The 13,489-nt window shown below is 40.6% G+C and carries 11 protein-coding genes; 7 read left to right on the top strand and 4 right to left on the bottom strand.

Annotated elements, in window-relative coordinates:
- The first annotated feature begins 471 nt into the window (after positions 1 to 471).
- The 5 genes from zwf to pgi all read left to right on the top strand — a co-directional run bounded on the left by zwf (position 472) and on the right by pgi (position 7,158).
- The gene (gene zwf / locus EV695_RS19505) at positions 472 to 1,950 is read left to right on the top strand and encodes a glucose-6-phosphate dehydrogenase (protein WP_131907680.1); all 1,479 of its coding nucleotides are present in this window, start codon (positions 472 to 474) and stop codon (positions 1,948 to 1,950) included.
- A 69-nt stretch (positions 1,951 to 2,019) separates the two neighbouring features.
- Positions 2,020 to 3,861, top strand: a complete 1,842-nt coding sequence (edd, locus tag EV695_RS19500) for a phosphogluconate dehydratase (protein WP_131907679.1) — start codon at positions 2,020 to 2,022, stop codon at positions 3,859 to 3,861.
- A 191-nt stretch (positions 3,862 to 4,052) separates the two neighbouring features.
- On the top strand, positions 4,053 to 4,691 hold the full coding sequence (locus EV695_RS19495) for a bifunctional 4-hydroxy-2-oxoglutarate aldolase/2-dehydro-3-deoxy-phosphogluconate aldolase (protein WP_131907678.1): 639 nt from the start codon (positions 4,053 to 4,055) through the stop codon (positions 4,689 to 4,691).
- A gap of 7 nt (positions 4,692 to 4,698) precedes the next feature.
- A complete protein-coding gene (pgl, locus tag EV695_RS19490) occupies positions 4,699 to 5,391 on the top strand; it encodes a 6-phosphogluconolactonase (RefSeq protein WP_131907677.1) in 693 nt (230 codons plus the stop codon).
- A 93-nt stretch (positions 5,392 to 5,484) separates the two neighbouring features.
- Entirely contained in the window at positions 5,485 to 7,158 is a 1,674-nt protein-coding gene (gene pgi, locus EV695_RS19485) for a glucose-6-phosphate isomerase (RefSeq protein WP_131907676.1), read from the top strand.
- Positions 7,159 to 7,251: 93 nt separating this feature from the next.
- Here pgi and EV695_RS19480 read toward each other — a convergent pair whose 3' ends face one another.
- The 4 genes from EV695_RS19480 to EV695_RS19465 all read right to left on the bottom strand — a co-directional run bounded on the left by EV695_RS19480 (position 7,252) and on the right by EV695_RS19465 (position 11,182).
- On the bottom strand, positions 7,252 to 8,169 hold the full coding sequence (locus tag EV695_RS19480; protein ID WP_131907675.1) for an AraC family transcriptional regulator: 918 nt from the start codon (positions 8,167 to 8,169) through the stop codon (positions 7,252 to 7,254).
- 50 nt (positions 8,170 to 8,219) lie between these two features.
- Positions 8,220 to 8,990: an ATP-binding cassette domain-containing protein gene (locus EV695_RS19475; protein ID WP_131907674.1), complete on the bottom strand. Its 771-nt coding sequence runs from the start codon at positions 8,988 to 8,990 to the stop codon at positions 8,220 to 8,222.
- Entirely contained in the window at positions 8,987 to 10,048 is a 1,062-nt protein-coding gene (locus EV695_RS19470; protein ID WP_131907673.1) for an ABC transporter permease, read from the bottom strand. Before EV695_RS19470 ends, EV695_RS19475 begins: the two co-directional genes overlap by 4 nt.
- Positions 10,049 to 10,156: 108 nt before the next feature.
- Positions 10,157 to 11,182 (bottom strand): sugar ABC transporter substrate-binding protein, encoded by a 1,026-nt coding sequence (locus EV695_RS19465; protein ID WP_131907672.1) that lies wholly within the window; start codon positions 11,180 to 11,182, stop codon positions 10,157 to 10,159.
- 255 nt (positions 11,183 to 11,437) lie between these two features.
- Here EV695_RS19465 and EV695_RS19460 point away from each other — a divergent pair, with 255 nt between their 5' ends.
- Both EV695_RS19460 and EV695_RS19455 read left to right on the top strand, forming a co-directional pair.
- Positions 11,438 to 12,661 (top strand): ROK family transcriptional regulator, encoded by a 1,224-nt coding sequence (locus tag EV695_RS19460; RefSeq protein WP_207907164.1) that lies wholly within the window; start codon positions 11,438 to 11,440, stop codon positions 12,659 to 12,661.
- 126 nt (positions 12,662 to 12,787) lie between these two features.
- Positions 12,788 to 13,474, top strand: a complete 687-nt coding sequence (locus tag EV695_RS19455) for a D-lyxose/D-mannose family sugar isomerase (protein WP_131907670.1) — start codon at positions 12,788 to 12,790, stop codon at positions 13,472 to 13,474.
- Positions 13,475 to 13,489: the final 15 nt, after the last annotated feature.

Genomic DNA, 13,489 nt, shown 5'->3' with positions numbered 1-13,489 from the left:
AAAAATAATTATCTGAATTTTATTTATGAGATTAGTAAATACACCCCCCTACTTATAGGCGTTTTTTTGTCTATTCCTTATTGGTTTTTTATAAAACTGTAATGCTTATATGTAATACTAAATTTCCCGTTTTTTTTGCATTTATGGCTCTTTAATTCGCAATTTTATTACCGTGTTTTTTCTATCGAATTTAAGTTATGTCAGAAAGGGGGAAAAGCACTGATGCCGTTTAACTTAATTATTTTATAAATTTCAAATAGATAAGTTTCTCAAAATTTTAAGAGTCTGATTTTTAGTGGCTTGATTAAGATTTTCATTCATAAGATTTCATTCTAGGTAAGTAAAATTAACCCTTATGGTAAATAAATTTAATGCATCTGGGTATATTAGTGTTTTATCAGAATTTGTACTATTGTTGACATAAGTTACACATTTTAAATGTTTTTTTGTTAAATAAAGGTGTTTTTTAGGATGGCTTTGAAAGAGTTACCACTTGTTGATATTGTTATCTTTGGTGGCCATGGAGATCTCGCATTACGCAAGATAATGCCTGCGCTTTATTATTTGTTTTGGCAGAATCATATAGATCCTAGAAGCCGGATCTTCTCAACGATTCGTACCGATGATACTGATGAGCAACATCGCGAATTAGTGTTTAACAAATTTCGTGAATTTCATCCTGATAACTTTTATTCAGAAGAAACCTGGTCGGTTTTCTCGTCACAGCTTTTCTGTACCAAAATGGATATTAGCAATGCCGATGATTATCAAGAGTTGGCAATCGCATTAAATGAATTCCCTGAGCGCGATAGAATCAATTATCTATCGACGCCCTCGTCGTTATTCGGTGATATTTGTACGGCACTCAATCAAACGGGATTAGTCACTCAAAAAAGCCGTGTCGTGCTGGAAAAACCAATTGGGCATAACCTACAATCCTTCAAAGAGATTGATGATACGGTTGCCGCTGTTTTTCTTGAGAGCAGTATCTTCCGTATTGACCATTATCTAGGTAAAGATACGGTACAGAACATCCTCGCATTACGTTTTTCCAATACTTTGTTTATGCCTCTATGGGATAACAAGAGTATCGATCATGTGCAGATAACGGTTGCTGAAACCGTTGGTGTAGAAGGACGCTGGGGCTATTACGATAAATACGGTGCAATGCGCGATATGGTTCAGAACCATCTCATGCAGTTACTATGTCTTGTCGCGATGGAGCCACCACGCAGCCTGCAAAAAGACAGCGATAGCGTGCGTAACGAGAAAGTAAAAGTACTCAAATCTTTACGTAAATTAAATAATCGTGAAGTGGCTGAAAAAACGGTTCGTGGTCAATACAAACACGGAGTAAGTAATAAACAATCAGTCCCGGGTTATCTGGAAGATGACGATAAAATCCACGAAAGTGATACTGAAACGTTTGTTGCCGTTAAAGCCGAGATAGAAAACTGGACCTGGAACGGTGTGCCTTTTTACTTACGAACAGGTAAGCGAATGTCTGGACGTTTCTCAGAAATCGTAATCCAGTTTAAAGATGTTCCTCATTCTATCTTTCCGAATGATGGCAAGCCGCTTGAACCTAATAAGCTGATTATTCATATTCAACCAGAAGAAAGCATCCGCTTATTGCTAATGAATAAAGTACCTGGTTTAAGTCAGGGCATGAGATTGAGACCTGTTGAGCTAGAGCTGAATGTGCTTCATGACGATCCTCGCTCTCCAACGGCTTATGAGCGTTTATTACTAGACGTAATTAAGAATGACGCGACGTTGTTTATGCGCCGTGATGAAGTTGAAGCCGCGTGGGAATGGGCAGACAATATTTTAGACACCTGGAAAGAAGATAATATTATGGTGAAAAAATATTCAGCGGGTACCGATGGCCCAAGTTCGGCAGTTGCATTAATCGAGCGTGATGGCAGAAGCTGGCATGAAGATTCCTAATTCTTCTAACGCTTGGTTTTTCTTTATTTTTTAACAACTAATTCGCTACAAAACAAATAGGTATCGACAATGAATACCCTCATCCAGAAAGTTACGAATAATATTATTGAACGCAGTAAGCCTTATCGAGAGGTTTATCTGGGGCGCATTGCTGATGCCGACTCAAGAGGTGTTCATCGATCGGCATTAGGCTGTAGTAATCTGGCACATGGTTTTGCTGCCTGTTCCGCTGGTGATAAAGCATTGCTCTCTGAGGATGTGGTGCCGAATATAGCCATTGTTTCTGCGTATAACGATATGCTTTCTGCACATCAACCCTTTGAAGCATTTCCCAAGATTATTAAACAAGCTCTGCATGAAGCTGGCGCGACAGGGCAGTTTGCTGGCGGTGTTCCTGCGATGTGTGATGGTGTAACACAATCACAGCCGGGTATGGAGCTGAGTCTCTTTAGTCGTGACGTCATTGCACAGGCTACTGCCATAGCGTTATCACATAATATGTTCGACGGTGCGCTGTATTTGGGCGTGTGCGACAAGATTGTGCCTGGCCTAATGATTGGCGCATTAACCTTTGGTCACTTGCCGGCTGTATTTGTACCCGGTGGACCAATGCCTTCTGGCATTAGTAACGAGGTGAAGGTAAAAGTTCGTCAGGACTTTGCGCAGGGTAAGGTGGATGAAAAAACACTGCTGCTCTCAGAGTCTGGCTCTTACCATAGTCCTGGCACCTGTACTTTTTATGGTACTGCCAATAGTAATCAGATGATGATGGAAATCATGGGGTTACACCTTCCTGGGTCATCATTTGTAATTGCTAATACACCATTGCGAGATGAGTTGACTAAAGCCGCATCGAAGCAGGTTTTATCGTTGATTGATACCGAAACAAGCTCAATGGGCATTGGTAAAATGCTTGATGAAAAGAGCTTTGTGAACGCTATTATTGGCTTGCTGACAACGGGTGGCTCGAGTAATCATACCTTGCATTTGGTCGCTATGGCGCGTGCTGCAGGTATCGTCATTAATTGGCAGGATTTTCATGATCTTTCGCAAGTCATTCCATTACTTACCAAGCTTTACCCTAATGGTAGTGCCGACGTAAATCACTTCCATAATGCAGGCGGAATGCCAGTTGTCATTGATCAGTTATTAGAAAATGGACTGATACATGATGATGTGAAAACCATTATGGGTGAAGGTTTGAGCGCATATACCAGCATGCCTAAATTAAAAGGTGATGCCGGTACAGAAAAGCTTAAATGGAAAAAGAAAAAGTACAAGGAAGAAAACAAAAACATCGTTAGTACGGTAGCAGAGCCCTTTAGCCACCATGGTGGGTTAACTATTCTGGATGGTAATATTGGTCGCAGTGTGATCAAGACATCTGCGCTAAAACCAGAACACCATCTAATTGAAGCGCCAGCTGAGGTTTTTAACTCGCAAGAGGCGTTACAAGAGGCTTATCAACGCGGTGAGCTGAATAAAGATTTTGTTGCTGTGGTTCGTTATCAGGGACCAAAATCCAACGGTATGCCTGAATTGCATGGCTTACTTCCAGCACTTGGGTCATTACAAGACGAAGGTTTTAAGATCGCTATTATTACCGATGGTCGTATGTCAGGCGCATCGGGTAAGGTTGCTTCTGCAATTCACATGACACCAGAAGCGAGTGAAGGTGGCGTTATTGCTGAAATAGAGCAAGGCGACATGATTCGATTAGATGTTGAAAATTCAACGGTGGAGCTACTTGTTCACCCAACAGAATTAGCAAAACGAAAAATTGTACCGCCTGATTTAAGTGGAAATCGTTTTGCCATGGGACGTGAATTATTTTCGTCGCTACGTGGCAATGTTTCTGGTGCAGAAGAGGGGGCGTCTATCTTTAATTTACCCGGGGAAGAAAGCGCTTAAAACGGTTTGCTAACTTCAAGAATATTGAAAGTGTTTTTAATAGTGGGCTTTGGGATTCGGCGGTTAGTTAGCCTTTTGGCTGATCAAAAAGCCACCCCCCACCTTTGAGGCACTTTTTTAATTCTGTCTTTTAATCTTTTATCTATACCTAATAAATAGGTATAGATTATTTTAGCGTAAGGTCACTCATTATGAATAAAACGAGTTTAACTCCGCAGGAGATAATGACTGTTTCTCCAGTTATCCCTGTTATTGAAATTGCTGATATTTCACAGTCAATTGATCTTGCTAATGCGCTTATTGCAGGCGGTATCAAAGTCCTGGAAATCACGCTACGAACCGAAGCCGCACTTGGTGCTATTGAGCTCTTAGCTAAAGAAGTTCCTGAGGCTGTTCTTGGCGCAGGTACAGTTTTAAATCCTGACGATCTTGCTAAGGTGAGAGATGCAGGGGCGAGCTTTGCAATTAGCCCAGGTTGCACCAATACACTGTTAAAAAGTGCTAAAGATATGCAGTTTCCATTGATTCCTGGTGTTTCAACGGGCTCTGAAGTTATGAATGGACTTGAGTTGGGCTATACGCATTTCAAGTTGTTTCCTGCAACCAGTGTTGGCGGTATTCCCCTTTTAAAATCATTTTCTGGGCCTTTTCAGAATGCAAAATTTTGCCCAACGGGTGGTATCAGTGAATCCAACTACCTTGATTTTCTGGCGCTGAAAAATGTACTTTGTGTTGGCGGCAGTTGGGTAGCGCCTAGTGATTTGACGCGTTCTGGTGACTTTGAAAAAATCACTGAATTATCGGCTTCAGCTCTCGCAAATATAAAATAGTATAACTATGAATAACTCTTCACCAAAAAAACAATGGTTAGTAGAAACAGATTCCTCTGTCGTGGCGCAAAAGTCGTTTCAGATGATTTTGGATGCGGCGAAAAAAGCATTACAAGAGAAAGGAATATTCCGCATCGTTTTGGCAGGCGGAACAACTCCAGAGCGTATTTATAGAATGTTGGCAGAAGCACGATGTGATTGGCAGAACTGGGAAATTTTTCTGGGTGATGAACGCTGTTTGCCAGAAACGTCAGCTGAAAGAAACAGTCAGATGGCAATGCAGACCTGGTTGGATCATATTGATATTCCTGCCACCAATATTCATTTTATGCCTTCAGAATTAGGTGCCGAAACCGCTGCGACAAGCTACGCAGAAACCATTAAAAACAAAATGCCTTTTGATATGGTGTTGTTAGGCATGGGTGAAGATGGGCACACAGCAAGTCTTTTTCCCGGGCATGAGCACGACGAAACAGAGTTGGTTCACGCTGTGCATAATGCGCCGAAGCCTCCAGCGGATAGAGTCAGTTTGAGCGCATCAAGTTTAAGTAATTCAGAACAAGTACTCATTATTATTACGGGTGCGGGAAAACGCGAGAGCGTTAAAGCATGGAATCAAGGGGAGTCGTTGCCGATTGCAAGTATCTCTGCAATAGATACGTTGACCGTCATGCTTGATAGTGACGCTTCGCCTGAGTAATAAAAATTCATTGTTTCTGTAGCTTCGTTGGTTCGCTGTTTTATGTATGCCAAAGATTTACAGACATCATAACCAGATAAAGAAATAAAAAAGATGCCTTCAAAGAATAATTCAAAACCTTCGCTAACAGATCTACCTGCTTTTGAAGCGTTGGAAGATCATTATAATTTGATCAATCAACTGAATATGCGCCACTTATTCGCGACGGATGAAAAGCGCGGCGAGAAGTACTCGATCAAGCATAAAAGCTTACTGTTAGATTACTCAAAAAATCGCATTGTTGATGAAACAATCCCGTTGCTTTGTGATCTTGCAAGAGAAGTGAATTTAGAAAGCTGGCGTGACCGCATGTTTGCCGGCGATAAAATAAATAACACTGAAAATAGAGCGGTGTTACATACCGCTTTGCGCAATGAAACCAATCAACCTATTTATGTTGATGGCGAAGATATCATGCCTAAAATAAATGCCACTATTGATAAAATGGAGGTGTTTGCGAACAAGATAAGAAAAGGAACCTGGAAAGGCTTTAGTAATAGAACCATTACAGATATCGTTAATATAGGTATTGGAGGTTCTGATTTAGGGCCGAAGATGGTTTATAACGCCTTAAAGCCTTATCACCATAAAAACCTGACGGTGCATTTTGTTTCTAATGTAGATGGTGCGCATATTGATGACATCCTTGAAGATATCGACCCTGAGACAACGCTCTTTATTGTATCTTCGAAGACATTTACTACTCAGGAAACGATTACAAATGCGCATATAGCCCGTAAATGGTTATTGAAAAGTGACGCTAAAGAACAAGATGTGAGTAAGCATTTTGTTGCAGTTTCTACCAATATTGAAGAAGCCACGAAGTTTGGTATCGATGCCGATAATATGTTCGAGTTCTGGGACTGGGTTGGCGGGCGTTATTCACTATGGTCAGCCATCGGTCTTTCAATTGTTCTGTCGGTAGGGATGGAGAACTTTAAGAAAATGTTGAGTGGTGCGCACTCGATGGATGAGCATTTCAAAGAAACGCCATTAGAAGAGAATATGCCCGTGATTATGGGTTTACTGGGTGTTTGGTATAACAATTTCTTTGGCGCTGAGTCTCACGGTATTTTTCCGTATGACCACTATTTGAGAGACCTTACTTTTTATCTTGAACAAGCAGATATGGAAAGTAATGGTAAATCGGTGGATAGAAATGGCAAGAAAGTAGACTACGCTACGGGTCCTATTATTTGGGGTACTTCAGGTATTAATGGTCAGCACGCGTTTTATCAGGCGATCCATCAAGGGACGCAAATGATTCCTTCTGATTTCATTGTATCGATACTCACGCACAGTAGTCATCAAGATCAACACGATATTATGATGGCGAATGCACTGGCGCAGACTGAAGCGTTGATGAAAGGCAGAACCTTGGATGAAACGTATTCTGACTTTGTTGAAAGTAAAGTTAAATTAGAAAACGTAGAAGATCGTATTCATCACATGGTTTTCGAGGGTAATAACCCGACGAATACCTTGTTACTTACTAAGCTGACGCCTCGTTCTCTGGGTATGCTGATCGCGCTTTACGAACATAAAATATTCGTGCAGGGCATAATCTGGAATTTGAATTCGTTTGATCAGTGGGGTGTTGAGTTAGGGAAAAAACTAACTAAGAATATATTAGCCGAATTTGGACAGCCTGATCCTGTAACGAATCATGATAGCTCGACGAACTCTTTGATCAACTATTATAAAAGTGTTGTTTACGGTCAGGATTAAAGCTTAACGGAGCACTCTGGATGTGTTTCAGAGACTTAGGCTGTTTTTATTTTGTATGGGCTAAATATACAAACGTGATAAAGCAAAGAGAGATTATTGTTTGAATCTGTTTTTGCTTTGTTTTCTGTAATCGCTTGGGGTCATGTTTTTGATTTCTATGAAGCGGCGATTGAAGTTTGCAACATTGTTATAACCTACGTGATAACAAATAGTGCTGATGTATTGATCTGTTTCCATCAATAACTGACAGGCTTTGTTTATCCTTAATCGATTAACAAACCCGGTGAAGGTATTTCCAGACGCTTTACTGAAATAGCGGGAAAATTGGCTGCTATCCATTCCGGTTCTTTTGGCGATGTCTGCCATCGAGAACTGACTGGCATAGTTCTCTGTGATGAAATCAACGACTTCACTGATGCGCTTCATCGAGGCATCATTATCAGAGCTTTGAATTTGTGTGGTTGAAAGTAGTTGGTAATCCGAGTGTTCAGACAGGACTAGAACTAACTCCAGAAAGTGATTAAAGCGACGTAAGCCTGTCGTTTCTTTGATGCACTTTAATTTATGCTCAGCTATGTCACTGATGCCAAAAAATTCAATACCATTTTTGGCGCGACTTAAAAGCGGCAATGCCTGCTTTAATTCGGGCAGGTGTTCACAGGATTTACGAAATGGTTCACCTAAAAACTGTAAAACAAAATCTCTTCTAAACACCCCCTCTTTGGGCATGTCTGTAGAAATCCAGTTATGGGGTAAGTGCGGCCCAGTAAGAACCAGATTGCCGGGTTTGAAGGTGCCTATATAATCGCCCACAAATATCTTGCCAGTAGTTGCAGTTATTAGGTGTAATTCATATTCTTCGTGGTGGTGCCAGCGAATCAGGTCATTCGGTGCACCGTGTTCCAAGCAACGAAGATAACCATAAGAACCTTCCGGCTCATAGCCCTGAGTTGAGTTTCTTTGAAAAGCTTGCTCAAGTGATGGTGTATATTTTGAGGTTCTGTTTTTCATGGTGTGGTCTTATCTTCATCTTGCAGTAAGATGTATTCAAATTCCTTTATTCAAGTTGGTTCTTTTGCTCCAGTCATGAAAGCAACAGCATCTGACATAGAATAATCTTTTGGGTTGATAACACATAATCGTTTGCCAAGTCTGTGAATATGGATTCGATCAGCAACTTCAAAAACATGTGGCATATTATGTGAAATCAAAACGATTGGGATACCACGTGAACGTACATCGCTGATTAATTCTAAAACTTTACGTGATTCTTTTACACCTAGTGCTGCTGTTGGCTCGTCAAGTATAATTACCTTAGAACCGAAAGCAGCAGCTCTAGCGACGGCTACACCTTGGCGCTGACCACCAGATAATGTTTCAACAGTCTGATTGATATTCTGTATTGTCAATAAACCTAGTTCAGACAATTTATCGCGAGCGATTTGTTCCATTTTAGGCCGATCCAGCATACGCATATATTTCCCAAGGAAACCTTTTTTACGTACTTCACGTCCCATAAACATATTATCTGCTATTGATAGAGCAGGGGAGAGCGCAAGATTCTGGTATACCGTTTCTATACCGGCTTCACGAGCGTCAATGGGTGAGGTGAAATGCACTGGCTTACCTTCAAGCATAACTTCGCCTTCATCAGGAATTGTAGCTCCGGACACAGCTTTAATCATACTGGATTTTCCTGCACCATTATCTCCGATAACAGCTAGGATTTCTCCTGGGTATAAATCGAAATCAGCATGATCTAGGGCGGTGACTCGACCATAGCGTTTTACCAGACCGCGACCCGTTAATATAGGTTCTATGTTGTTGTTCATGCTGACACCCTCCTAATCCATTGATCTATCGCAACGGCAGATATGATTAAAATCCCGATTAACATATAAGTCCATTGTGGATCAGTGCCGATGAGCCTTAACCCTAATGAGAAGACGCCTACTATGAGAGCGCCGAACAACATCCCCATTATCGAACCACGGCCACCAAATAGAGATATACCACCGATTACTACTGCAGTGATTGATTCTATATTCGCAAATTGACCAGCTGTGGGCGAAACTGAGCCGATTCTCCCAATAAGTACCCACCCCGCTAAAGCGCAAATTAAACCAGCTATTACGTACACTGAAATCAAAGTCTTTTTTACTTGTACCCCTGAAAGTTCTGCTGCATCGGAGTCATCACCAATAGCATAAACATGACGACCCCAGGCGGTATGATTAAGTATGTAATTTAACACCAGAACAAGTACCACCATGAAAATAACACCATAGGTAAAAACCGCACCACCAATCTTTACCTTTTCTCCAAAAAAGTGCAAAGCAGCAGCTTTTTCTGCTATATCCTGGCTTCGGATGGTCTCGTTTGCTGAATAAAGAAAATTAGAAGCAAGAACGATTTGCCACATGCCTAAGGTAACAATGAAAGGGGGAAGCTTTACCACCGCGACTAAAAATCCATTGATAAACCCGCAAATTGCTCCAACCCCTAATCCGCATAAAATTGCGAACTCAACTGGTAAACCATAGCGAAAAGTAAACTGACCCATGACCACCGACGAAAGTACCATGATGGCACCGACAGACAGATCAATACCAGCAGTAATTATAATCAGCGTTTGCGCGGCCCCAACGAAACCTACAATGGCAACTTGTTGCAATATAAGAGTGAGTGAAAAAGGTGAGAAGAATTTTTCACCTAATATCAAGCCAAAAACTAGAAGAGATAGCATCAGTACAATTAATGGAACTAATGCCGGATTTGCATGTAGAAGACTTTGTATTTTATCAAGTAACGTTTTTTTCTGAGAAAAAGAAGCAACGTCAGTCGCACTATCACTGAGTACAGATTCAAAATCTTGTTGCGATTTGGACATGGTTTTACCTTAAAATTTAACAGTAATCTGAGGAATAAAAACTTTAAATTTAAAACCTATCGACTGCATATACAGACGATAGGCTTTTTGACTTTAATTAGCTTTGGTTTAACCCCAACAGCGTTCTGTTCCTTCTTTGACATTTATTGACTCTACGCCAGCAACAGGTTTGTCTGTTACTAGTGATACACCCGTATCAAAAAAGTCTTTTCCTTCGGTATTTTTAGGTTTAGTTTTGTCTTTAGCCCAAGCAGCAATTGCTTCAATCCCCTTAGATGCCATTAGTAAAGGATATTGTTGTGATGTAGCACCGATTACTCCGTCCTTCACATTCGCAATACCCGGGCAACCGCCATCCACAGAAACTATTAGTACATCATCTTGACGGTCTAAAGCTTTTAAAGCTTCATACGCACCAGCAGCAGCAGGTTCGTTAATTGTATATACAACATTGATCATTGGGTCTTTAGCAAGTAAATTTTCCATTGCTTTGCGCCCGCCTTCTTCATTACCAGCGGTAACTTCGTTGCCAACAATGCGCTTGTCAGACTCATCACCCCATTTATTAGGGTCACCAAGATCAATACCAAAACCTTTTAAGAAACCCTGATCACGAAGCACTCCCACTGATGGTTGGCTTACTGCTAAGTCGAGCATTGCAATTTTGGCGTCTTTTGCTTTATCACCAAGAGTAGCCGCAGCCCATTGTCCGATTAATTCACCAGCGCGGAAGTTATCTGTGGCAAACGTAGCGTCCGCTGCATCAATTGGCTCGAGTGGAGTATCAAGTGCAATTACTAACAGACCTGCATCACGCGCTTGTTTAACCGCGGGTACAATTCCTTTTGTATCAGAAGGTGTTAGCAGAATACCTTTCGCTCCATCGGCAATACAGGTTTCAATTGCTGCAACCTGACTTTCAGAATCACCATCTATTTTTCCAGCGTAAGATTTGAGTGTCATTCCCATTTCTTTTGCTTTTGCTTCTGCACCTTCTTTCATCTTTACGAAGAAAGGGTTGGTATCAGTTTTTGTTATCAGACAAGCTGATAAGCCTTCTGCGTTAGCTGAAGACAAAGTTGTGGTTCCAAGAACCAGTGCTGCTAATGCACTTGAAATTGCTGTTTTTCTCATTGGGATCTCCTCCAAAAAATTAAATTGGTAGATTAAGTGGTTTTCTAATTTTTTTTTTAGATCTAAGCTTTTCTCCTAATCTTGATAAAGTTTTGCATTCTTTTATTTTGCTGTCAATAAATAAATCATAGTGATTTATTATTTGTTAAAATAGTTTTTTCATGAAAGAATGTACCAACAATTGTTAATAAGGTATCAACTGTGTAGTTTTACATTGGTATATTTTTATTAATTGATTAGATGAGGCAGATACAATTGTTAGAGATAAATGATCGTTCAGAAAAAGTTATTGATCCAAGTGGTGGATCAAACCAAACGAGAGTACGCGCTTATAATGAAAGGTTACTTTTATCCCTAGTGCGAAGACATGGCAGTCAGCCAAAATCAGAAATTGCACGTCGAACAGGTTTGTCTGCACAAACAGTATCTGTGATTATGCGTGCCCTTGAAAAAGATGGATTATTGCTACGTGGAGACCCAAAAAGAGGTCAGGTAGGGCAGCCTTCAATTCCAATGTTTCTAAACCCTGAAGGTGCTTTTTCAATAGGTCTTAAGATCGGACGACGCAGTGCAGATCTATTGATGGTAGATTTCTTGGGAAACCCTCGCCAAAGTTTGCACTTTAACTATTCATATCCAGTTCAAGAGGAGATATTTCAATTTGCACAGTCTGGAATTAAAGAGCTTACATCCAAATTGACTGAAGATCAGCGCAGTCGTATAGCGGGTATCGGGGTGGCATTGCCTTTTGAATTATGGAACTGGGCAGAGAAGATTGGCGCACCACCTGAGCTAATGCAGGATTGGCAAAATAAAGATTTTGCAGAACGTCTGGAACGTCGCTGTCTGTACCCAGTGTTTGAACAAAATGATGCCACAGCTGCTTGTGGTGCTGAACTGATTTTTGGTCAAGGTAGTGAACTGGCTGATTTTGTTTATTTCTTTATTGGTACTTTTATTGGAGGAGGGATCGTACTTAATCAGGCTGTTTATTCTGGGCATACTGGGAATGCCGGTGCTCTGGGTTCTATGCCTGTAGTCAATGAAAAAGGTGTGGCTACACAATTAATTGATCACGCCTCTATGCTTGAACTGGAAAATCAGATAAAAAAGGATGGTCTGGATATTCCTTTTGAGATACTGAAGGAAGAAGACTGGGGAGTCCTGGGTAAATCTCTGGAACACTGGATCAATGAAACCGCACATCATTTGGCAATTGCAGTTGCTTCATCACATTCCGTGATTGATTTTGAGGCTGCGATAATTGACGGAGATTTTCCATCGGATGTCCGATTACGTATAGTTGAAGCAACCATAAATAGAATTGCGGAATTGGATTTACAAGGCATTAGCTGTCCTAAAGTATATTCTGGACTGGTTGGGCGAAACGCTAGAGCTGTTGGAGCAGCTAGCTTACCTTTGTTTTCACGATATTTATTGGATCAGAGTGTATTGTTTAAAAGTTTGTCCGCTGGTTAAATGCCAATTTATTAAGATGATTTATGTAAAAAAGCGCCTAAAAGTAGGGGGGTGACATTAAAACAGATCATATCAATAGATATATTTGGAATATATATTTTAAATGCTAACTAAAGAGAATTATTGATGAAACGCTCTAAAGTAAATGAAATAATGTCTGAGGCTGACAAATATATACAGTCTTTTGGATTTAAATTACCGCCTTTTGCCTATTGGTCACCACAGCAGATGATCAATCGTAAAGGTGATATTCACGGAATTATTGATGCCGGCCTTGGTTGGGATATCACCGATTATGGACAGGGAGATTTTGACAATCTAGGTTTGTTTCTTTTCACGATTCGCAATGGTAAACGTGAAGATTTAAAACAGGGTGGTGGTATGTGTTACGCCGAAAAAATAATGATCTCTCGCGAAAATCAGATATCGCCTATGCATCATCATCTGCATAAAGCTGAAGATATTATTAATCGTGGTGGCGCGACTTTAATGCTGAAAATTTATAACTCCGATAAAAAAGGGAATATTGATAAAAAATCTGATGTAAAGGTTGCAACTGATGGTTTATTAAGAACTCTTCACGCTGAAGATGTACTTGAACTCGATCCGGGAGAGAGTGTTACTCTAATGCCGGGTATGTGGCACTCATTTTCTGGTAAAGGTGGTGATGTGCTTATCGGCGAGGTTTCTACAGTTAATGATGATACTACCGATAATTATTTTAAAGACCCAATTGGACGTTTCTCTGATATTGAAGAAGATGAAGAACCCTTGCATTTATTGGTATCTGATTATCAGAAATGGTTAAAATAGTCTGTTAAAATTGAA

This window comes from Cocleimonas flava, assembly GCF_004339015.1.
GTDB lineage: Bacteria > Pseudomonadota > Gammaproteobacteria > Thiotrichales > Thiotrichaceae > Cocleimonas > Cocleimonas flava.
Note: the sequence above shows the minus strand (reverse complement) of the source record. Positions and strands in the feature narration are given on the sequence as shown.